The sequence below is a fragment of the Psychrosphaera algicola genome (assembly GCF_028401425.1).
In the GTDB taxonomy this organism is placed as follows: domain Bacteria; phylum Pseudomonadota; class Gammaproteobacteria; order Enterobacterales; family Alteromonadaceae; genus Psychrosphaera; species Psychrosphaera algicola.
This window is the reverse complement of the sequence record NZ_JAQOMS010000002.1, coordinates 4,325,049-4,346,246: the sequence shown is the minus strand read 5'-3', so window position 1 is coordinate 4,346,246 and position 21,198 is coordinate 4,325,049. Positions and strand designations below refer to the sequence as shown.

At 41.0% G+C, this 21,198-nt stretch carries 22 protein-coding genes and 2 pseudogenes; 11 read left to right on the top strand and 13 right to left on the bottom strand.

Features of this window, described 5'->3' with window-relative positions; translation table 11 throughout:
* Positions 1 to 23 precede the first annotated feature (23 nt).
* From PN838_RS23970 to PN838_RS23940, 7 genes are all read left to right on the top strand, one after another.
* Positions 24 to 707 carry an ABC transporter ATP-binding protein gene (locus PN838_RS23970; RefSeq protein ID WP_272182266.1) on the top strand — a complete coding sequence of 228 codons (684 nt, stop codon included), beginning with the start codon at positions 24 to 26 and terminating at the stop codon, positions 705 to 707.
* Between the two features lie 43 nt (positions 708 to 750).
* Positions 751 to 1,887, top strand: coding sequence for an ABC transporter permease (locus PN838_RS23965; protein WP_272182265.1), 1,137 nt, complete (start codon positions 751 to 753; stop codon positions 1,885 to 1,887).
* A gap of 20 nt (positions 1,888 to 1,907) precedes the next feature.
* Positions 1,908 to 3,191 carry an FtsX-like permease family protein gene (locus PN838_RS23960; protein ID WP_272182264.1) on the top strand — a complete coding sequence of 428 codons (1,284 nt, stop codon included), beginning with the start codon at positions 1,908 to 1,910 and terminating at the stop codon, positions 3,189 to 3,191.
* Positions 3,192 to 3,650: 459 nt separating this feature from the next.
* Positions 3,651 to 3,824 (top strand): hypothetical protein, encoded by a 174-nt coding sequence (locus tag PN838_RS23955; RefSeq protein ID WP_215964080.1) that lies wholly within the window; start codon positions 3,651 to 3,653, stop codon positions 3,822 to 3,824.
* Between the two features lie 177 nt (positions 3,825 to 4,001).
* Positions 4,002 to 4,658, top strand: coding sequence for a hypothetical protein (locus PN838_RS23950; RefSeq protein ID WP_272182263.1), 657 nt, complete (start codon positions 4,002 to 4,004; stop codon positions 4,656 to 4,658).
* Positions 4,659 to 4,901: 243 nt separating this feature from the next.
* Positions 4,902 to 5,114, top strand: coding sequence for a hypothetical protein (locus PN838_RS23945; RefSeq protein WP_272182262.1), 213 nt, complete (start codon positions 4,902 to 4,904; stop codon positions 5,112 to 5,114).
* Positions 5,105 to 6,550, top strand: coding sequence for a dockerin type I repeat-containing protein (locus tag PN838_RS23940; RefSeq protein ID WP_272182261.1), 1,446 nt, complete (start codon positions 5,105 to 5,107; stop codon positions 6,548 to 6,550). Before PN838_RS23945 ends, PN838_RS23940 begins: the two co-directional genes overlap by 10 nt.
* 312 nt (positions 6,551 to 6,862) lie before the next feature.
* On the opposite strand, the gene PN838_RS23935 is transcribed toward PN838_RS23940, so the two are convergent.
* From PN838_RS23935 to PN838_RS23875, 13 genes and pseudogenes are all read right to left on the bottom strand, one after another.
* Positions 6,863 to 7,159, bottom strand: coding sequence for a hypothetical protein (locus PN838_RS23935; protein ID WP_272182260.1), 297 nt, complete (start codon positions 7,157 to 7,159; stop codon positions 6,863 to 6,865).
* A 116-nt stretch (positions 7,160 to 7,275) separates the two neighbouring features.
* Positions 7,276 to 8,547, bottom strand: a pseudogene (locus PN838_RS23930) (O-acetylhomoserine aminocarboxypropyltransferase/cysteine synthase family protein).
* Between the two features lie 574 nt (positions 8,548 to 9,121).
* Positions 9,122 to 9,592, bottom strand: coding sequence for a sialate O-acetylesterase (locus PN838_RS23925; protein ID WP_272182259.1), 471 nt, complete (start codon positions 9,590 to 9,592; stop codon positions 9,122 to 9,124).
* Positions 9,593 to 9,879: 287 nt separating this feature from the next.
* Positions 9,880 to 10,212, bottom strand: a complete 333-nt coding sequence (locus PN838_RS23920; RefSeq protein ID WP_215964076.1) for a hypothetical protein — start codon at positions 10,210 to 10,212, stop codon at positions 9,880 to 9,882.
* Between the two features lie 117 nt (positions 10,213 to 10,329).
* On the bottom strand, positions 10,330 to 10,674 hold the full coding sequence (locus PN838_RS23915) for an energy transducer TonB (RefSeq protein ID WP_272182258.1): 345 nt from the start codon (positions 10,672 to 10,674) through the stop codon (positions 10,330 to 10,332).
* Positions 10,675 to 11,715: 1,041 nt separating this feature from the next.
* Complete coding sequence (locus tag PN838_RS23910) at positions 11,716 to 12,312, bottom strand: hypothetical protein (protein ID WP_272182257.1); 597 nt, start codon at positions 12,310 to 12,312, stop codon at positions 11,716 to 11,718.
* A 251-nt stretch (positions 12,313 to 12,563) separates the two neighbouring features.
* Positions 12,564 to 13,094, bottom strand: coding sequence for a hypothetical protein (locus PN838_RS23905; protein WP_272182256.1), 531 nt, complete (start codon positions 13,092 to 13,094; stop codon positions 12,564 to 12,566).
* 1,474 nt (positions 13,095 to 14,568) lie between these two features.
* Complete coding sequence (locus PN838_RS23900; protein ID WP_215964019.1) at positions 14,569 to 15,327, bottom strand: FadR/GntR family transcriptional regulator; 759 nt, start codon at positions 15,325 to 15,327, stop codon at positions 14,569 to 14,571.
* A gap of 140 nt (positions 15,328 to 15,467) precedes the next feature.
* Complete coding sequence (locus PN838_RS23895; RefSeq protein ID WP_272182255.1) at positions 15,468 to 16,121, bottom strand: 2-dehydro-3-deoxy-6-phosphogalactonate aldolase; 654 nt, start codon at positions 16,119 to 16,121, stop codon at positions 15,468 to 15,470.
* 31 nt (positions 16,122 to 16,152) lie between these two features.
* Positions 16,153 to 16,740, bottom strand: a complete 588-nt coding sequence (locus tag PN838_RS23890) for a 2-dehydro-3-deoxygalactonokinase (RefSeq protein ID WP_272182254.1) — start codon at positions 16,738 to 16,740, stop codon at positions 16,153 to 16,155.
* A complete protein-coding gene (locus PN838_RS23885; RefSeq protein WP_272182253.1) occupies positions 16,737 to 17,072 on the bottom strand; it encodes a 2-dehydro-3-deoxygalactonokinase in 336 nt (111 codons plus the stop codon). Before PN838_RS23885 ends, PN838_RS23890 begins: the two co-directional genes overlap by 4 nt.
* 11 nt (positions 17,073 to 17,083) lie before the next feature.
* A complete protein-coding gene (locus tag PN838_RS23880; protein WP_272182252.1) occupies positions 17,084 to 17,908 on the bottom strand; it encodes an MFS transporter in 825 nt (274 codons plus the stop codon).
* A 41-nt stretch (positions 17,909 to 17,949) separates the two neighbouring features.
* A complete protein-coding gene (locus PN838_RS23875; protein WP_272182697.1) occupies positions 17,950 to 18,564 on the bottom strand; it encodes an MFS transporter in 615 nt (204 codons plus the stop codon).
* Between the two features lie 190 nt (positions 18,565 to 18,754).
* On the opposite strand from PN838_RS23875, the gene PN838_RS23870 reads away from it, so the two are divergent.
* The 4 genes and pseudogenes from PN838_RS23870 to PN838_RS27695 form a co-directional block, all read left to right on the top strand.
* On the top strand, positions 18,755 to 19,021 hold the full coding sequence (locus tag PN838_RS23870; protein ID WP_272182251.1) for a hypothetical protein: 267 nt from the start codon (positions 18,755 to 18,757) through the stop codon (positions 19,019 to 19,021).
* Positions 19,009 to 19,806, top strand: coding sequence for an SMP-30/gluconolactonase/LRE family protein (locus tag PN838_RS23865; RefSeq protein WP_441295808.1), 798 nt, complete (start codon positions 19,009 to 19,011; stop codon positions 19,804 to 19,806). The genes PN838_RS23870 and PN838_RS23865 overlap by 13 nt, the downstream gene beginning before the upstream one ends.
* Positions 19,807 to 19,899: 93 nt before the next feature.
* Positions 19,900 to 20,556, top strand: coding sequence for a beta-L-arabinofuranosidase domain-containing protein (locus tag PN838_RS23860; RefSeq protein WP_272182249.1), 657 nt, complete (start codon positions 19,900 to 19,902; stop codon positions 20,554 to 20,556).
* A pseudogene (locus tag PN838_RS27695) lies at positions 20,508 to 21,142 on the top strand (beta-L-arabinofuranosidase domain-containing protein); the annotation flags it as partial. The gene PN838_RS23860 and the pseudogene PN838_RS27695, both read left to right, overlap by 49 nt.
* Between the last annotated feature and the right edge of the window lie 56 nt (positions 21,143 to 21,198).

The window sequence follows — 21,198 nt, the reverse complement described above, 5'->3', positions numbered from 1 at the left end:
AAATAAACAAAAGGAATAATGTCATGTTACAACTTAAAAACTTATCTCGAATTTACCAATCTAACGAGGTCGAAACGGTCGCATTAGATCAAGTTAACATTGATATAGAAAAAGGCGAGTTTGTCGCGATTATGGGGCCATCGGGCTGTGGCAAGTCGACTCTATTGAGCATTATCGGCATGTTAGATAAAGCCAGTGACGGCCAGTACATTTTTAACGATGAAGACGTGTCGGGTTATTCCGAAGCGCAACTGTCTCAGATCCGCAAACACCACATCGGTTTTATCTTCCAAAGCTTTAATCTAATTGACGAACTTACCGTTGAAGAAAACATCGAACTGGCACTTTTATATCACAATATTCCCGCAGACGAGCGCAAACAAAAAGTCGCCAAAGTTATGGACAAGGTGGGCATTGCCCACCGCGCACAACATATGCCGAGCCAACTGTCAGGTGGTCAACAGCAACGTGTGGCAGTCGCCCGTGCGGTGGTCGGCAACCAATCCATGATCCTTGCCGATGAGCCAACCGGTAATTTGGACAGCGCCCATGGCCAAGAAGTCATGGAAATGCTGCAGGCACTTAATGAAGAAGGCACAACCATAGTAATGGTCACCCATAGTCCTTCTCACGCCGACTACGCACACCGAACCATCAATTTATTTGACGGCCACGTAGTCACTCAAAGTATTCGACAAGCCAGTTAATGCCAACAGGGTATTAATTCCAAAAATTTAGAAGGAATGAATGATGTTAAAAAATTATTTACTGACCGCTTGGCGCAATATTATAAAAAACGGCATGTTTTCAGCAATCAATATTCTTGGGCTAGCACTTGGCCTAATGAGCTGTATTTTGATCACTTTATTTGTCAGAGAAGAAACCGGCTACGACAAATGGTTGCCAAACTCAGAACGTGTGGTGCGAATGCATTCTGCGTATATCAACCTAGGTTCACAGCCATTTCTAACTGTACGCTCCGCGGGCAATATGATGGAAGCCGTTCGAGACTATGCCACTAATGAAGTAGAACAAGGTGTGCGACTGATCCAATTCGGCGCGTCGGTTATTCAACAACAGGATGTAACCGCGGAACAAGTCACATTTGTTGACCCGGCATTTTTTAATGTGTTCGACTTGCCATTTGTTTATGGCTCAAAAGAAACGTCCTTTAAAAAGCCACTGGATTTAGTGATCACCGAAGAAATGGCAATTAAGTACTTTGGTAAAACCGACGTTGTTGGTCAAACACTCACCGTTTGTTGTGCTGGACCAGAGCCGTCGGAGCTCACCGTTACAGGTGTGATCAAAGACTTGCCAAAAGCCACACATCTCAATCTCGACTTAGTGATCTTTGTTTTGCCGTCCATTATTGAAAACAATCCCGGCTTAAGTTCATGGACCAGCGTTAACGTGTACACCTATTTTAAAATGCGAGAAGGCGTTTCAATTGACGAGTTTCAGCAGCGGTTAACGTATTGGGTCGACAATGAAAGTCCGTTGTCTGAAGGGTTAGAGCCGGGCCGAAAAGTTTCCCACAATATGAAACATAAGCTCATGCCACTAGAAGATTTGCATTTACATGCCAAAAAAGACGCGGGTAACTTAGGCGACTTATCCCCTTTAGGTGACGCATCTATGATTAATGCCTTTTCAGTAATCGCGGGCTTAATCCTGTTAATTGCCTGTATTAATTTTATGAATTTGGCCACCGCCCGCGCCAGTCAGCGAGCGCGTGAAGTGGCAATGCGAAAAGTGCTCGGTGCCAGCCGTCAACAGGTCACAATCCAGTTTCTTGGCGAAGCAATAGCATTAGTCTTTATTTCATTATTGGTGGCTCTCGTTTTAGTCGAGCTTGTTCTACCAATATACAACCATAAGCATTAGACAGTGAACTTGAACTTGCGTTGTTTAGTGACCCGACACTACTCATTGCCATTATTGTCATCGGCCTAGTTGTCGGGCTTGGTGCTGGCATCTACCCAGCCGTTTACTTATCCCGGTTTTTACCCGGTCATATTCTAAAATCCAATAAGAGTACGGAGTCTGGACGTACTTCAGGATTTAGAACATTTTTGGTTGTTTTCCAATTTACCGCATCTATCTCTTTAGTGATTTGTACGGTTGTGATCTACGCCCAAACACACTTCGCTCAGTCTGTCGATGTTGGCTACAACAGCGACAACAAAATGGTTTTAGCGATTAATAGAGCTCGGGATAAACGCGAAAGTTTACGCCAAGAATTGTTGAATCTTCCTGAGATAAAGTCAGTGGTATTTTCATCAGAAGCACCCACTCAAGACAACGAAAACAACTCGTTTTTTACCTTACTTGGCAGCAGTCAATCTGACGACGCATCAACGAATCAAATGAGCAATCAAGGCCAACTTTTAAACTTGCATAATATGGACTACGGCTTTTTTGAAGCATATGACGTTGCACCGATTGCCGGTCGTTTATTTGACCAAAAATTTGGTTCTGATGAGGTCACCAGCGTCGAGACGGGACAACATGCCGGCGCTGCCAGTGCCGTTCTAAATCAATCGGCATTAGCTAAGCTTGGATTTAACTCGGCGCAGGAAGCCATTGGCCGAACCGTTGCGGCAAATATCCGCGGCCAGCAACACTTTAAGATTGTCGGTGTGATCCCTGATATCTATTTCCGTTCAATTAAATTTGGGGTGCGGCCGACGATTTACATGTTAAATCCTCAACGATTAAACGTCGCAAGCATTTCGTTTAACACCAACAACCCAGCGCAACTGCGAACTCAAATAGAACAAGTTTGGAAAAAACATGTGCCAATGCAGCCAATTAACCTACAGTTTTTAGACAGTATGATGGCAGCACAATATAACGATGAACGAATTCAAACCCGCTTATTCTCAGCGTTCTCTATCCTCGCCATCCTCATCGCCTGTTTGGGATTATACGGCTTAGCGGCATTTACCACGGAACGTCGGACAAAAGAAATTGGCATTCGAAAAGTAATGGGCGCACGGGTTCGAGATATCGTCGGGCTGTTAATTTGGCAGTTTTCAAAACCCGTTTTAATTGCCAACTTAGTGGCGTGGCCTATTGCGTCATTTGCGATGATCGGTTGGCTCGAAAACTTTTCCTACCGCATCAATCCACTTTGGTTAATCCCTATATGTTTAGCGGTCGGGACCTTACTGTTACTGATTGCCTGAGCTACCGTGGGAACAAATGCGGCCAGTGTCGCCCGCGCAAACCCGATTAATGCGTTGCGTCAGGACTAATTGGCGTAAATCAAACGGCAGTTAAGACAACTTGATGGGTCTAAAGTGAGGCCCATTAAGTTGTTAATTTTTGAGATGTTTACCACACCGTGCTAGTGAGCACGTTATAACCCCTGACTCTCACAAGTTACAAGTTACAAGTTACAAGTTACAAATTACAAATTGCTAATTACTAATTACTAATTACTAATTACAAGATACAAACCACAAATCGCAAAATGAGCAGTTAATTGAACTGGCCAACTCCTAAGGTCGATATCGAAAACAAAAAATACGCCCCTAGTAAATTGTTTAATTAAACAACAACTCAATCACGCCTAATTTGCAACACTCCTTTTATAAATATCAGTGTTCATTATTACGGTTTTCGATGCTCAAACTGTTACATCAATGTTGTCATTAGTAACAACAGCCATATTGAATTTGGTAAATGACCAATTATCACTAATGGCTACACCTCTATCGCAGCACCTAGTTGTTAATGGCAGCAAAATAGAAACAGGGGCTAGTGTATTTTTTGTTATTGCAATGGGTTATGAGCAGGTGCAGCAATACAAAAACTAGTTGAAAGCAATTTTAATAACAATAATAAATAGGAATTACGATGGGCAATTTTCAAAATAATTTGATAGGTCTAGCAACAATATGTTTACTCGTATTTGCGACCAACCATGCGCGAGCACAGTCTATATCGGTTGACGCTAGCGACGTCAAACAAACCATCACTATGATGGGGGAGATATGGAGCGTAGCGGCTCAAACCTCCAAAACGCCGCTAATAAAGAAGAAATTATTGATTGGTTGGTTAAAGACATCCCCTTCGATACTTGGCGAATCGCATATAATAAAAACCAAGAAATCGTTGAAGGCACAAAAAATTGGGCCTATTACGATGATGAATTAGCAGCAATGCAATTGATCAAAAATGTAAATCCCAATATGAAATTTTTCGCGACTCTTGAGTCTGACTACCACGGTTACAGCCAAGGAAATCGAAATAACCTTCCAACTTGGATTTATGACTATTCCTACGAAAATGGCGCAGTGGTTGGAACCAAAACATTCAATGCCCAAAAGTACGGTATTTTTCTCGCTGATTACGTTGAGTTTATGGAACAGTCGGGATTTCCATTAACCTATATCGCGACTTCAAAAGAATACATTGGTGTTATTACACCATGGCGTGCAAAAACTATAATTGCCACGCTTAAATCTGAATTGGCCGCCCGTAATGTTAACATGCCACTGATTATTGACGCCGGTACTTGGTCACTCACAAGCGCAAATCGTTTAATAAATGGCTATGAAAACAATAACCTTATTGATGACATACATGGCTTTAGTTCTCACGACTATTGGTCTAACGAAACACTGACCTTGGGAAGATTTTGCAACTAAAGCGAACGGTGTAGGAAAACCCGCATTTAACGAAGAATCCGGTCACGGTGGCGGTGGACAAGCATTATATGAATCCGATTTTAAAAATGCGTTGAATGCCTACTTTGAAAAAACACGCATGTACGCGGGTGGCATTAAAGGTGAAGCTATTTTTGAACTTTGGCCACGTGGCTATAATGAAATTCAAGAAAATAAGTTTTTGCAAAGCCAATATTTTTTAACAATGGTTCAGATGGTCGACGGATGCGTTCGTATTACATCATGAAAAAATTTGCGACTGCCGCAGTCGACAGTGTTTACGTCAATTCATCAACGACCGACCTTGAAGATGTCAGCACCATGGCTTTTCGAAAAGGTGATGAGATGGCCCTTTGGGTAATCAACCAATCCAACAACGATTACAACAGTGTAGACTTTAATATAAGTGAGTTTGGCCTAAAAATGGCATGGACGTAAGACAAACCTATTGGAGCGAAACAACAGAAATCGAAGGCGTAGAGACGAGAATCAACCTTGATGCCCATGACCATTTTACCGCTAACGCCAAGGCCAATAGTATCAGTGTATTTATTCTCAAACCTCAATATACACTTACCCCTTATGTTAGAGTTAATGACGGCAACTGGGTACAAACTGACGATGTCACTGTTACAGAGGGCGATACGGTTGATTTTGGGCCACAGTCTCGAATTGCAAATACGTGGACTTGGCAAGGTCCTGCGAACTTTAGCACTGACCAACGAAAAGTTCGACTCGAAAATATTACGCCAGCAATGGCTGGTGAATACCTAGCGACTTATTCAAGTTACAGTGGCTTTACAAGTGACATCATCACGACCTTAAAGGTTGATTGTGATGCGGATCCTGTTACCACACCTTATTATCAAATTAATGACAGTAACTGGGTAGGTGATCAAAACACTGCAACTTTGGAGGCTGGTGACTCAATAAAATTTGGACCACAATCACAAATTCAAGGTGACTGGCATTGGTCAGGTCCGAATAATTTTAGTCATTCGGGAAGACAGCCAGAGCTAACAAACGTGAAACCAGATATGGCGGGGACTTATGTTGCAACGTACACAAGCCCTCAAGGCTGTAGCACTAACCTAGATTATCACGTTATCGTCAACTGCAGCGTTGAACCTACGATTATTCCATGGGTACAACTAAACGGTGCATGGTCGCGATCAACGAGTTTAGACATAAAAGATGGTGATTCATTTAAAATTGGCCCTAATTCCCCGAACACCGGAAGATGGCAGTGGACAGGACCAAACGATTTTAAAGCGATGGAAGTTAGACAACTGTCATTTGTTGATGTTGGTGAAGAACAAGGTGGTCAATATGAAGTGACGTTTACAACCCCTCAAGGGTGCGTTAACAGAACAACTTTTGAAGCCAATTACATCCCAACTAATGTTTGTACACCACCTAAAGTGACGCCTTACTTGCGAGTTAACACAGGTTCTTGGTCGAGTAAATCTGCCGCAACGTTAGCTATCGGTGATTCAATAGACATAGGGCCACAGCCTAATTGGGGCGGTACTTGGGCCTGGACAGGACCGGACGGTTATTCTAGCGACATACGCCAAATACACCTCGATATACTTGATCAATCCCAAGCAGGTACTTACTACGGTACTTATACTAAAAATGACGGTTGCAGTAACACTGTAGAAATTGCCATTGCAATTGAAACGCCAGAGCCTTTAGTTGGGGATATAAATAACGATGGAGACATAAACTCCGCAGATATTGCCGCTTTCATTGCTGTTTATGGATTAAAGAGTACCGATGAAGGCTATTTAGTCTCCGCTGATTTAGATGGTGACGGCATAATTTCGCGCCTCGACTATAGCCAGCTTTATAGTATTTATCGTCAACAATAAAACTCTAAATCTCTGTCTTTATGTTAGCGACATAAGATAGAGGTTTAATCATTCTCACACCCATTGAGGGCAGTATAGCGTTAGGTTAACTTCAATCTAACCTGTTCTGCCCATTTTGCCCATTTTGCCCATTTTGCATGAATACTCTAAAAACTTTTCGATATACTTGGCTCTAAAACCCCTCCTATTCCGCTAAAAGAGACTTAACTTAAAAACGTCACAACTCCTTGGTTAAAAGGGCCTGTCGCTAAAACGTTCAGCTGAACGGATATCAAAAATAGTTAATGACGGCGGCATTCTTACTTTAACGTATTAATACTGGTGGAATCGATTCGTTATATAAACCTGCATCTTGTTTACCATTGCATTTTTTAACGACGCTAACGCGATTAGGCGTTTGTCATTTTTGTAAGCGTTAAAATGGTCTGGACTGGGAAATTGAATAACATGTATTTCGTCGGGTTCATCTGCGCCTTTAACATCATTAAACGACGCACTAATCAACTCACCTTGGTGCTCTCGTAATATCTCAATCGCGCGCGATTCAAACTCTCTCAACCCCTCTATACCTTTGTCGCCGGCAAAAAGTAACGCAATAATTTGGATCATAAAAATAACTCGCTTAACGGCTAATTAGTTAACAACAAATACAAAAAACTGGCTTGAACACACGTTTCAAGCCAGTTTATTTTGTAGGATCGCAAGGTGCTATGCTTTATCTAACCCTATGCTTTATCTAACGCTTGGCTCACATCTGCGATGATATCGTCAATGTGCTCGATACCCACTGAAATTCTGATCAAGTCAGCGCTTACGCCAGCAGAAGCAAGTTCTTCGTCATTTAATTGTCTGTGAGTTGTCGACGCAGGATGACACGCTAAAGACTTAGAGTCGCCAATGTTAACTAAACGTAAAATCATCTCTAGTGAGTCGATAAAGCGAGAACATGCTTCAATACCACCTTCAACTCCAAAGCTAATAATTCCTGACGCCTTAGAGTTTGTGATCTTTTTACAGCTTTCAAAATGAGGACTTTCTGGTAATGCTGCGTAATTTACCCATTTTACTTTTTTGTGCTGCTGTAAATATGCCGCAAGTTTTTCTGCGTTTTCACAATGGCGCTCCATTCGTAGACCAAGTGTTTCAAGTCCCTGTAATATTTGGAATGCATTCATTGGTGAAATAGCCGCGCCGGTATTTCGAAGCGGAACCACACGGCAACGTCCGATATAAGCGGCTGCGCCTAATGCTTCTGTGTAAACCACATCGTGGTAAGAAGGATCTGGTTCATTTAATACAGGGAAACGCTCTTTGTTTGCTGCCCAGTCAAACTTGCCCGAATCAACAATAACACCACCAATTGACGTACCATGGCCACCGATATATTTAGTTAATGAATGAACAACGATGTCCGCTCCTAATTCAAATGGGCGACATAGGTATGGGGTTGCTACCGTATTATCAACAATTAATGGCACACCGTGTTTGTGAGCAATTTCTGCAAGACGACTGATGTCAACGATATTGCCCGCTGGATTACCGATAGATTCACAAAATACCGCTTTGGTATTTTTATCGATGGCTTGCTCAAATCCGTCAAAATCGTCATAAGAAACCATTCGAGCTTCAACACCTTGTTTAGGCAAAGTATGCGCAAAAAAGTTATACGTACCACCATATAATTGGCTGGTACTCACAATGTTATCGCCAACTTCACAAATACACTGTATTGCATAGGTAATTGCCGCCATACCAGACGCGACACATAATGCGCCAATGCCACCTTCCATCGCTGCAACACGTTTTTCTAAAACGTCAGTGGTTGGATTCATGATCCGAGTGTAGATGTTTCATAGCACCTTAAGATCGAATAAGTCCGCGCCGTGTTGCGTATTATCAAACGTAAAAGATGTGGTTTGATAAATAGGCACTGCTGCGGCTTTTGTTGTGTCTTCCGAAGTGTATCCTTCATGTAAAGCTAATGATTCTAGTTTCATGTAAATTTTCCCTGTTGACGATAAAAATAAGTATTACATTAGTTGGTATACCAAGTGCCAAAGCCACACTTCTTGGCGGTGTGCTGGGCCAGTTTAAATCTAGTTTAATCCCAATTAATGTAATTGAAGGTGAACTGCATATAAGCTTCCTCTAACACACTTAACAGACACCTTCCCGTCCCTACTGTAAATCCAAAAAGCCAAATCACACACACAACAATTAGAATGATTCGTTCTTTAATATGGCTTATTACCCGGTTTTTATAAATAACTGAACACCACCTAATTAAGTCTAATTTTCAACCATTGCATTTCATTTCATTTCATTTCACTTTATTAGGCACAAAAAAGGTGAATCAACTTCACCTTTTTTAATTTGTTTTAACTCAATAGTGTCCAGACTACTGCTTACTCTTATCCCCTACCAGAGTTAAATAAGCCTGCGATAACCGCTCGCCGTGAGCAATTAATGCCGTTGGCGTTAGATGGGTTTTATCGGCTTTTTCCAGACCTAACATAGATGTGAATATTGCGTTTGGATCCTTTGCGGCAAATGATTTGTGACTCTCAAGTACTAAGGGCGTTTTTTAACAAACTTATGCTGTTCATCAATTCCTAATATTACGGGTAGATTCGGCACGTTTGTTAAGTCATTACGAACATACTTAATGAGTGCAGATAGGTTTTTACTGTATGCCACTGCCGACTTACCGTGAGAGTCACTTTCACCTTGGATCCAAATAAAACCACGCACAACTCCGGTATGGCCGTCTTCCTTTAGCGCTTTCATCGCTTTATGATATGACGCTATCATCTTATCGGTAAGGCCATTTTCACCCGGCCTCTTCCAGCTTTTGGCCAACGACGTAGCCCCTTTAGAAAACTTAAAAATCGCAGGTTGATAACCCTTCGTTTTTAATTGGCGGGCAAAGCTAATCTCTGGCCCAAAATGCCCTTTTTCAAAGCGTCCGCCTTGCGGTCCCAAAGTTATCCATTTGCCATTACTGGAGTTAACTTTTTGTTTTGCTGGAAAGGTATAAAACATAGGGATGTTAGGATCTCAGCCCATCTACATCGATAGGATATTGCGCCGCATCGCCCTTCCATCCCTGTGCATTAGACTGACCCGCAACAATAAAAATATCATATGTCTGCGCCATATTTGGTAAAGATAATAGTGACAGCGCAAATAATAAAAAATGTATTTTGTTCAAATTTGTACCCCAACATTGTGAATAAAAAAATGTAGCTATTGCCAAACCTGCTAAAAAACAAAGCTATGTTTTGTTCTTCAGTTTGGTAAAAGCCTGATTCAAACGAGTTAGATCGCAATTACCACGCCCGCCATTCTTCGGTGACATCGCCGTCAAAAAGAATATTAGCATCGTCCAACACTCTAAAAATAAACTCACAAATTTGCTCACGCTGATCCGTTTCAATAAGGCACTCATCGCACTTTAAATTCAGGTCATTTAACGCCAAAACAAGGTCACGTACAAGCACCAACGCCTCATCTAGATTACGGCCCTTAGACTGAACCAAATGATGAAAATCTATCAGTAACTTTATACACGCATCAACATCCTCAACATTGTAATCGGGATCATCATCACCCTCGATGTAATCCATCAACCCATATTGAATATTCCTAAGTAAACTTTCCAATGAATTCTCCTAAAATAAAAAGCCTCTAAAAGAGGCTGTACATTGGTAAAAATAGCATCTAAAGCCAAAAACAAATAAGTGCTACTTTTCCGTTTTAGTGTCTGATTTGTTATACAACTAACTTAACTTAAAATCTAATTGTACCGTAAGCCCTTTTTGCATAACTGCCTTGCCATTTACAATTTTTGGTGCGTATCTCCATTTAGAAAGTGCCCTAATTGCCGCTTTATCAAAAATCAGTTTAGGTACGGATTTTACAACTTTAATATTAGTTGGCTCGCCATCCGTGCTGAGATCAAAACTCATTTGCACAAAACCCTCAATACCGTTTCGAGCAGCATCGCTTGGAAATGTTGGATTTGCGGTTTCTTGCAGCCTTGCACTTGCTCTATCTGGCAATGGCGTAGACGAACACCCGATAATTAAAAAGAGCGATATTGACGCTAAAGTTAAATATTTCATTAAAATCCTTTTGATTTACTACAAGCTTGTCAGACGTTTTTTGAAATGATTATTTTTGACAGGTGATAATCCGCTGCTAGACCCAAACAAGCAAAACGTCCAACCCTATAAAGGGAGAAAATTGTTAGCTAAAGCTCGCGCTGTACGAGCAAAAGCCAATTGTAATTTGTCCTGCATTAACAACCTTCTTGGCAATTTTAACCAATGTTAAATATCATAAACGCAAAAAGTAAAACACTAAAAAACAGACTAACTTCACAGCAACAACAGAAAAAACTCCTGTTAAGTATCTAATTAAACCTTCCAACTTATCAGTACCTACGACCAGTATAAGTAGCACAGCAGCTAATGATAAATACCCAAAACATACGAAAAAATAGGGAAGTGAGCAGTGTCCGCTGACAAAATTAGGGAAATACCCAACAAGAATCTAATTAAAAGATCTGTATATTTTGCCAATTTTGATTTTATAAGGATTGGCATCCAATCAATTAATTTTTGCGGAGAGTGAAAACAGAAAGCACTTAGTAATACCATTCCAATTGAAATCAGAATAACTATTGATTGCCAGACTGTGTAGATCACGCTAATTACCTTTAACTAGGCTGTAGATTAACCCGTTTTAAATTTATTTTATTTATCTACAAACGATATCCGAGTTCAGAAATTGATTCAATCGATTACTGAGTTTTACTTCTACTATTAAGAATACTGTTTAAAAGTAGATTTTGATTAGCATGACAGCGAGTATTTGGGGTTATATTGTGGGCGAATTATGAACTTCCGCTGCACTCGGTTAGAGATCCTTAATATTGCAGTGGCTGACTCATTTTACAAGCTAGGGAATGACAGAGTTAGGCAGTGATGAGAGTACAATAAGAGAGCCTCTATATGTGTTTGCCGTAAACAATTTTAACGGTCACAATGACATTGCGAAGTAGATTATTTTGCTGATTGACGAATACAATTAGCTGCCAAGCGGCAGCTAAAAAGCTCCTTTTGTTTATTTGACGGAAGAAGGTTCATATGTGTTATGAGGTATTACAACCCATTGTAACCTTTAGTATTTAGCTGAAGTTCAGTCAAAACTGAATGTGTAAACTCTGCTAGTTTACACGAAGCATCTTTGGTATGAAAAAATTCAAAAAACTCACGGAGCAATTGAATACAACCATCTGCACTCAAGTACCCTAAATCCTTACGGTACTTTCCAATTTCAGTACTTTGATTATGCACCCAGCGTTTTCTAACCTTATTAAGTTCTTTTAATTTTATATGTAAATCTAAAGATTCGAATTCAGGTTGATTTAAATAATTAACACATAATTGCTCAAATTGCTTCATAGGGCTTTGTTTAGACCATTGTTCAGCTTTGGTTTTTGAATTTTTTCCAAAGTAGTAATCGAAATAAAAAGCCTCAATAATCATAGCCGTAAAGGTTTGCGAAATAATAGCTGAGTTTCTTGCATCATAGCCATTTTCTTGTTGTATTTTAATATCAGGAATACAACCAAATTCCTTATACATTTCCTTTGCCATCTGACAATGCAATTCAAATTGTTCAATAACAACACTCAGTAAATCAGCAAGGCCCGATGCTCTAATTTGAACTAATTGCCCATCAACATCTTCGAGCATTATTTACCTCATAACGAAGCTGAGAATTACTCCAACAGCCCAAATTGATGAAAAATCCAGTTCCGGCAACAAACTCTAAGCGTTTTTTTCGCACTAGGTAATGCACTTGGAACCCATAAAATAGGCCGTTTTTGTTAAAAAATAGTTATTATACGGCCTCAACGCTTTGCTAAGCGGCTAAATACCAGTTGGCTAAAATTGCGAGAAACGAGCACAGCCAACTATTATGTGTCCGTTACTTAATGGCCTTGTTATAGCTCGATTACACTTACTATTTTTGTTTGCATAACATCTATTGAATCATCCATTTTTTTAATTTTTAACAAAACCTTACTTGAGAGTTCCTGTTTTTCTTTCAATGATTTGGTTTTATAATTAGTCGTTATTACTTCTGCGTAGGACTCACCAAAACTATATTTAAATTTTGAAAATAGATCCCAAGAATCGCTTAACTCTTTACCATATAGTTTGATTAACATTTCAGCTTTAATGATTGGAGCAATTCCTTCATATTTTTGGGGAACTATTGCTATATCATGGTGTATTTTATTAAGGCACATCCCTGATATTCCTTGATAATCTGAACGGATAATAATTAATGTTTTATAAATATCTTCGAGAGTTTCACGCTTTCTATTATTAGCTTCTTTAGTTTCGGTTTTCTTCGCATTCCACCACGACGTCGCAAAACTAGTAGCAAAACCTATAAGAGCTCCTCCAAGAGTACCTACAACTGGAATCCACGGGCTTATGGTACTTACAGTAGTCGGGATATTAGACACCAAATTCTCCTAGAGCTATAACAGCTTAACCAAAGTAAACTTTACTCTTTTAACAATAATCATATTTGTATCAAATTACACAAACCTTTGCTACAAACTAATTTTGTTGGCCTACATAGTTGCTAATATTTAACTGTTGTTCAGCCAACTACCGCTTCGTCTACTCTCCCTTTTGTTATTATTTTAAATATCGAATTATGAACTTCCTCTGCATTCGGTTGGAGATCCCTAATATCGCTGTGGCTCTTTTGGGATGACGGTTTTTCTGCTGATTTGGAATCACGTTTTTTCTGTTGATTTCGAATGGTGCCTTTTCACTAAAACAACAGGCTATACACCTAAAGTTCAGGCGACTTTTTCCTTCGTCTAAATCCCCTTAGTTGAGATTTATATCTCGAAGTGAACGGCAGGGACGCCGTTGCAAGGAATGTTTTCAGGGACGAAATTACATTCCGTCTTCGACGATAATATAAATCTTACCTAAGGATTAGGGATTTGGCCGAAAGCGGCTCTTTTGGTTACTTTTCTAGCTGTTGAGAAAAGTGACTCGCCTTTAGGCGAAAAGCCGCCTGCAAGGCACAAGCACCGCGCCAGTATGGTCGACGCAGTCGAAATAGCCGCCTGCAAGGCAAATAAAGGCGAATTATGTTATTCCTCTGCACTTGGTGGGAGGTTCCAAATATCGCTCCGCTCTTTTGGGATGACGTTTTTTGTTCTGAAATTATGAGTTAATTTAGGGCGAATTATGTGATTCCTCTGCACTCGGTTGGAGATCCCTAATATCGCTGTGGCTGACTCATACTACAAGCTTTGGGGATGACGTTTTTTCTGCTGATTTGGAATCACGTTTTTTCTGTTGATTTCGAATGGTGACTTTTCACTAAAACAACAGGCTATACACCTAAAGTTCAGGCGACATTTTCCTTCGTCTAAATCCCCTTAGTTGAGATTTATATCTCGAAGTGAACGGCAGGGACGCCGTTGCAAGGGATGGTTGTTCACTTCAAGGACGAAGGGAATTCGTCAGTACATGGATGTACGTCAGACGAACCATGGACATACTTTCATCCCGTCTTCGACGATAATATAAATATCAAATAAGGATTAGGGATTTGGCCGAAAGCGGCTCTTTTTGGTTACATGATCTTAGAAACAAAGAGCGGCTGTTGAAAAAGTAAGGTCGACGCAGTCGAAATAGCCGCCTGCAAGGCAAATAAAGGCGGATTATGTAATTCCTCTGCACTTGGTAGGAGGTTCCAAATATCGCTCCGCTCTTTTGGAATGACGTTTTTTGTTCTGAAATTATGAGTTAATTTAGGGCGGATTATGCAATTCCTCTGCACTTGGTAGGAGGTTCCAAATATCGCTCCGCTCTTTTGGAATGACGTTTTTGTTCTGGGTATTTGGAATGAAATTGTGTTAAAAAAAGCAAACCTAAGGTTTGCTTTTTTAAGAAAAGAAAAGACCCAATTAATTACATCAATTGCGTATCTTTAAATTTATCACCAAAGGCCTCTTTTAAACGACGAATTGCGTCTCTTAAAAGCTTCTCTGTAAGCTTTTCAGCTTTATCGGCATCGCCGGTAGAAATAGCATCACAAACTTCACGGTGAAACTCGACAGAGTCACTATTTTTGCGAGGGTCTTGGTTCGTAATGCGAACACTAACTAACAATGCGGAGTAGATAACCCCTTCCATCGCATTTAAAAATTCGTTGTGAGCTGCGCGTAACACCGCTTGGTGGAATAAAGCGTCAGCAACGACAAACTTTTCTAGGGAACCGGTTTCTTCTTCCATTCGTCGACAAGCATCGTCAATGACTTTGATGTCTTCAGCGGTTGCACGTTCTGCGGCCCAACGGGCGGCTTTTGGTTCAAACGCTAATCGAATGTCCATTAACTGGCTGATAAATTCGAGTCTTGGGGTTGCTGTGATATGCCAAGCAAGTACGTCATCGTCGAGTAAAATCCATTCGTGTCGCGGTCTTACTTTGGTGCCTATGCCTCGGCGAACGTCGAGTAAACCTTTACCGACTAAAATTTTAACCGCGTCTCGGATAACAACTCGGCTCACTTGAAAACGATCTGCCAGTGCATTTTCGTCTTCTATTAAGGCTCCGGCTTCAAATGACCCTGCAACAATACGTCTACCTAACTCTCTAGCAACTTGCACAGAAAGACTCGGCGTCATTTTCTTGGCTCGTTTTAAATCGTAATATACTAATTCACTCATATTGTCAGAGTTTCTTCCTAATAAACTGATTTTCAAACATATCATGTTTAATTCGATGATAATACAAAAACATTGCTACACAACGCCTGTGTGAGTTGCGATTGTATATAACCTAACCTATTTACTCACTTAGTAATTAATTAAGCATGGCTTATGTTATTTAAACAAAGTTTGTACTGAGCTACAAAAGCTTTGGCTTGTGTTCTAATCTCCGCCATCGACATCGTAGGTTTATACAAAGCGGAACCTAAACCAAATCCCGCGGCACCAATTTTAACGTAAGGGTTCATACTTGCCACCGACGCATCAATGCCGCCCACCGGATAACACCGAGTGCCTTTTGGTAGTACCGAGTTTAATGCTTTAAAACCGTCTAGACCGACCATAGAAACTGGAAACAACTTCAAGCCTGTTGCACCTGCGTCTAATGCGGCAAAAGCTTCAGTTGGCGTGACTATGCTAGTAAATACCGCACAACCGGCGTCTGCAGAAAAGCGGATAACATCAGTATTGCAATTTGGTGTAACAACTAAGTTTGCGCCTGTGCCAACAACTTGTTTCGCTAAATCCATATTGGTCACGGTACCTGCACCTAACAGGTAGTTTTTAGTGCCAAATTGTTGTACCAATTTGCTTATGCTTTCAATCGCACCGGGGCTGTTAAGCGGCACTTCAATCATAGTAAACCCTTCATCAATAAGGATTTGGGTAACTTCAATGACGTCCTGTGGGGTGACGCCACGGATAATTGCGATTAAAGGTAAGTGTTTGGTTAAGTCAAAAGTGGGTTTCATTTTATGCTCTTAATTAGTATTGCCATGCCAGCTAAAAACAATCATTACCAGCAACGAGTGTTGTGGTTTTACCTAAATGTTCCGCAGCGAGTTGATAACGCATTGATAGACCTTTTCCACCAACGATGTAGAGGTGTTTTTGAGGTAGGTTTTTAAGTTCCATGCCGATTAACATGCCTGATAAATAATCCGGGATCTGTGCTTCGTTTAACGAATTAAACAACCGTTGTGTCCACGCGAGAAATATGCGATTGCTAAACTCACCGTTTTGACCGTCGTCGACGCCTTTGATGAACGCTGCCTGATCACTCGACGCATCTAATGGCAGGCCTTTACCAAGCAATGAGTGTTTGATTAATAGATCAAACAGTTCGCCAGTTAAATAACTCGAAAACTGGGTTAACTTGCCATCAACCACATGGGCATGTTTAGAATGAGTGCCGGGTAACACTGCCGTTAATTCTGTCTGACTATATTGCGCGGCGAGTCCCAAAATTTGCACTTCTTCACCGCGCATGACGTCGTATTTATCAACTTCAGTTAAATCAAGACTGCTTTTTTCGGCTGTTCTGCTGTCGAGCAGATCACAATAGCCATAACACACACCATGAATAATCACGGCTTGTGGCCCCAGGGCAAAGCAAAAACATGTGCCTTGGCTACTAAATCTGGGGCTGAAACCGGCGCATGTGCGTAGTCGACATTAACCCAACCTTTCATCGAGCCCACCATGCCAGCCATATAGATTGGCAAGCTTTTATAGTCGTCTAACCAATCATTAAGAAGTACTTCTAATGCTGTTGCGAATTCGCTATTTGGGACTTGTAAAAGTCCCATTGGCGCTTCTTTTACTTCAATTAACTGGTCAGTATCTGACATCGCGAACGCTCGGAAGTTAGTCGTTCCCCAGTCAATGATCAGATGATGTATTTGTTCTCGTGCCTTTTCCATCAAAAAATCCCTTATGCTCTGGCGTATTCTTGTTCAATGTCTTCGATAGTTTTACCTTTGGTTTCAGGCAATGAAAAGTACATAACAACAAGGCCAACAGCGCCGATTATGGCGTACAACATAAAGATGCTCGCGACCCCTAAGCTGTCGAGCTGCCACGGGAAAAATTGTTGAATAGACCAAGACGAGATAGTTTGAACCAAAGCTGCCACTGGCAGTGCGACACTGCGTACGGAGTTTGGAAATATCTCAGAAAATACCACCCACATTATTGGTCCGATGGACAAGTTAAATGCCGCTAAGAATGCAAATATGCCAAACAAAACAAGTGGTGCATTAATGCCTTGAATGGTTTCATTAATAATGGGGCCACTGACAATAGGCAGTTCTTTTTTGTTAAACAGCTCCTTGAGTTTTTGTTTTAATGCCACGTCGTTGTCAAAGGTAGCACCGCGTAATGACTCAATCTTTGCAGTATCAACGCCCTCTTGATTAAGTTCTACCGACAGGACTTCAACGGCATTATCGCTAAAGACAAAATTTGCCTGTTCAAAACCAATATAAGTAGAAGTATGTGCAACTACCACCAAAACCAGACCCGCTACGGTTAAAAATCGTCGACCGAGTTTTTCAACAAAACCAATGGCAATTAACGTTGCCAATAGTCCAACAACGCCTGTCGTGATGGTTTGCATAAACGTATCTTCAACACTCATTCCCACTTGTTCAAATACCATTGGTGCAAAAAACAATACGGCATTCATTCCAGTTGCGCCCTGTACGATGGCGTAACTCACCGCAATAAATAAAACAAACCGCATTCGCTTACTAAACAAAGACTTCAGTTGCCCGAGCGTATCGAGTTTAGTGTCCTGTTCTAGGCTTTTTCAACTTGTGCAGAAAGTGTTTCAACTTGATCTGCCGGAGCAATTAGATTAAAAACCGCTTTAGCTTCTTCTTTTCGTCCCTGCTTTATTAACCAACGAGGCGACTCAGGAATGGTTAGCAATAACCCGACCCAAATTGCATTAGCGATGAGCTCTGCGCCTAACATCACACGCCAAACATTATCATTTGTTAGCCAACCAATATCACCGATTAACTTGACTAAAAAGTAGTTGACGATAAAGGCCAGTAATAAGCCAAGGCCGATCATAAACTGGTTAATTGATACAAACTTACCGCGTTGGGCTGCAGGTGCAATTTCACCTATATACATAGCCGACACCGTAATTGACGCAAATGCGACCCCACCAATAAATCGGCCCACAATTAACATTTCATAATTTAATGCCGTAGCGGATAGCAATGACGATAAAGAATAGGTTAAGCCGATCCCTAACAAAACACGAGAGCGGCCAAACTTGTCGCATAACGTGCCGGTAAATAACAACGCAACAATAACGCCAAGTAAAGCACAGCCAACAACCGTACCCTGCTGAATACTGTCGAGTTCAAATAGAGAGCTGACAAAACGTACCGCACCAGAAATATTTGCAGCGTCTAGACCAAAAACAAAACCACCAAAAGCAGCAATTAATGAATATTGGGTGACGCGTTGATTAGGACTTTTTCCATAATTTTACTCAAACCTATATACATACTATTATTTTAAACATATTATGTTTAAACAATTCGGAACACAACCAATAAATTCGAAAATACCAAATTAGGCAACAACTATGTTATTGACCAACAATTTTGTTAAAGCAACAACCGCCCTATTAGCGTTGCTTATAGTAAGTGGCACTAGTCAAGCAATGCCGCAACCGGCAACTTTGTTTGCAAACTTACCACAGCAATGCGTGACGCCAGATGCATTTGATGTTGCACCAAATGGCTCGTTAACATTGAGTTGCCCTAACTTTGCCAATCGAAAACTGCAGGGGAGTTATTTTCGCTTACCCAAAACGGTACTGTTAACCACCTTGCTACCGTGCCTAGTTTAAGCCTTAAGACTAAAGCGAATCCGATGGGTATCGCGTACGGACCCGATGGCGGCTTATATATTGCAGATTCCCGCGGTGCCAAACATGGTCGAATTTTAAAAATGAACTTCCGTGGTGATACCCTAATATCAACCGAAGTTATCGCCTCTGGTTTTAACCCTAATGGCCTGCGTTTTCATAACGGCTATTTATACGCAACCCAACTTAACTTACCTAAAGTTAAGTCTAAAACCCCTACAAGTGGCATTTACCAATTTAACGCAACTGACAGAAATGTCATGGTCAACAACACCTTAAACGACAAACAACTGATCTTTACCGTCGAGTCAACGACCAATAAACCTAGTCTCGATGGCATTGCCTTTGATTCTAAAGGCAACTTGTACTCAGGTCATATTAGTGACGGTACGGTGTATCGTTTTACTTTTGATGCTCAGCAAAATATTAGTAGCCAACAAATTTATGCCAAAGTACCTGCTGCGTCTGGCATTGATGGGATGGCTTTTGACAGCGAAGATAATCTTTATTTAGCGGGCTTTGCACAAAACCAAATTTTAAAAATTGACACCAATAAACAAGTGTCCGTTATCGCGGAATATTTGGACAACGACGGCTCTAATGGCCAACTCGACCAACCCGCAGATCTGATCGTTTACAACAATAAATTGATCATTTCAAACTTTGATCTCATGGTTCAAGAAGGCTTTAGAAACACAAAACATTCAAAACCTTACACCTTATCTATGATCGATTTGGCAACAATTAATTTTGATTTAACTAAATAACAAATAGTTTTGCTACGCTTAGCCCTTAACATCTATTAAACCGATGGCGAGTGATAAGCACATGGTGAAAATACAATTTATGAGGAAGACGTCATGACTTCATTGCATGCACATAACAAAGCAATCGTTGCAAACTCTGAAAGCCCGTTTGTAAAATTACACGCCATTAATTTTGGTGACTGTCAGTGGACTAAAGGCTTTTGGGCTGAAAAAACCCAAAAAGCTGTCGACGTTATGATCCCGTACATGGGTGATGTACTGTGTGGTGACATCGGCCACGCGCTTAATAATTTTAAAATTGCCGCCGGACTAAAAACCGGTGAGCACAAAGGCATGTATTGGCACGATGGCGACTTCTATAAATTTATGGAAGCCAAAATCTATGCCTATGGTCTTTCAAAAGACGCTGCGCTGCTAACCGAACTCGACGAGTACATTGATATTTTGTCCAAAGCGCAGGAACCCGATGGTTATCTGCAAACCCAAATCCAATTAGATCCAGACGCTGATCGTTACGAAAACCGTAAATACCATGAGATGTATAACACCGGACATTTATTTATTAGTGCCTGTGCCCATTTTCGGATCACGGGTCAACGCAATTTCTTAGACATCGCAATCAAACATGCTGAATTGCTTTACACTATCTTTTTCCAGACACAAAACATTACCGCCGATTTGGTTTTAACCAAACTCAAATCATGGGATTGGTCGAGCTATACCGTACTGTGGGTGACAAAAAGTACTTAACATTGGCCCAAAAATTTATCGACCGTCGCGGGACATATGACATAGTGCATGACTCAACCACCGTCGGTTACCCTATTGGCGACATGGTGCAAGAACGCACGCCACTGCGTGAAGAGACAGACCCTGTTGGCCATGCTGTACTCGCTTTGTATTACTACGCCGGTGCGGCGGATGTATTTGCCGAAACCGGTGAAGAAGCACTAATCACAGCCCTTAATCGTTTATGGGAAAGTGTTACACAGAAAAAATGTATGCTACAGGTGCCGTAGGCCAGACGCATTATGGCGCGAGTGTTAATCGTGACATGATCGAAGAAGGGTTTATCGACGACTACATGATGCCAAACCTAACGGCTTACAACGAGACATGCGCAAACCTGTGTAATGCGATGTTCAGCTTTAGAATGTTGGGTATTCATGGTGAAGCAAAATACGCCGATATCATTGAGCTGGTGATGCACAACAGTGGTTTATCGGGCATAAGCATTGAAGGTAAAGACTACTTTTATGCGAATCCACTAAGAATGTTACACGGCGTTCGAGACTACGACGCCCACGCCGACGTTACTGAAACACCAGACCGTGAAGGTTATTTAGCGTGTTTTTGTTGTCCTCCAAACTTAGTTCGTACTATTTCTAACTT

Excerpts from the sequence above, each read along its gene's own strand:
- PN838_RS23885 (WP_272182253.1), bottom strand. The coding sequence starts at position 17,072 with ATGGAAAAGGCACGAGAACAAATACATCATCTGATCATTGACTGGGGA.
- PN838_RS23900 (WP_215964019.1), bottom strand. The coding sequence starts at position 15,327 with ATGAGTGAATTAGTATATTACGATTTAAAACGAGCCAAGAAAATGACG.
- PN838_RS23870 (WP_272182251.1), top strand. The coding sequence starts at position 18,755 with ATGTTATTGACCAACAATTTTGTTAAAGCAACAACCGCCCTATTAGCG.
- PN838_RS23860 (WP_272182249.1), top strand. The coding sequence starts at position 19,900 with ATGACTTCATTGCATGCACATAACAAAGCAATCGTTGCAAACTCTGAA.
- PN838_RS23925 (WP_272182259.1), bottom strand. The coding sequence starts at position 9,592 with ATGTTTTATACCTTTCCAGCAAAACAAAAAGTTAACTCCAGTAATGGC.
- PN838_RS23935 (WP_272182260.1), bottom strand. The coding sequence starts at position 7,159 with ATGATCCAAATTATTGCGTTACTTTTTGCCGGCGACAAAGGTATAGAG.
- PN838_RS23955 (WP_215964080.1), top strand. The coding sequence starts at position 3,651 with ATGTTGTCATTAGTAACAACAGCCATATTGAATTTGGTAAATGACCAA.
- PN838_RS23940 (WP_272182261.1), top strand. The coding sequence starts at position 5,105 with ATGGACGTAAGACAAACCTATTGGAGCGAAACAACAGAAATCGAAGGC.
- PN838_RS23945 (WP_272182262.1), top strand. The coding sequence starts at position 4,902 with ATGCGTTCGTATTACATCATGAAAAAATTTGCGACTGCCGCAGTCGAC.
- PN838_RS23950 (WP_272182263.1), top strand. The coding sequence starts at position 4,002 with ATGGAGCGTAGCGGCTCAAACCTCCAAAACGCCGCTAATAAAGAAGAA.
- PN838_RS23910 (WP_272182257.1), bottom strand. The coding sequence starts at position 12,312 with ATGCTCGAAGATGTTGATGGGCAATTAGTTCAAATTAGAGCATCGGGC.
- PN838_RS23915 (WP_272182258.1), bottom strand. The coding sequence starts at position 10,674 with ATGAAATATTTAACTTTAGCGTCAATATCGCTCTTTTTAATTATCGGG.
- PN838_RS23970 (WP_272182266.1), top strand. The coding sequence starts at position 24 with ATGTTACAACTTAAAAACTTATCTCGAATTTACCAATCTAACGAGGTC.
- PN838_RS23895 (WP_272182255.1), bottom strand. The coding sequence starts at position 16,121 with ATGAAACCCACTTTTGACTTAACCAAACACTTACCTTTAATCGCAATT.
- PN838_RS23965 (WP_272182265.1), top strand. The coding sequence starts at position 751 with ATGTTAAAAAATTATTTACTGACCGCTTGGCGCAATATTATAAAAAAC.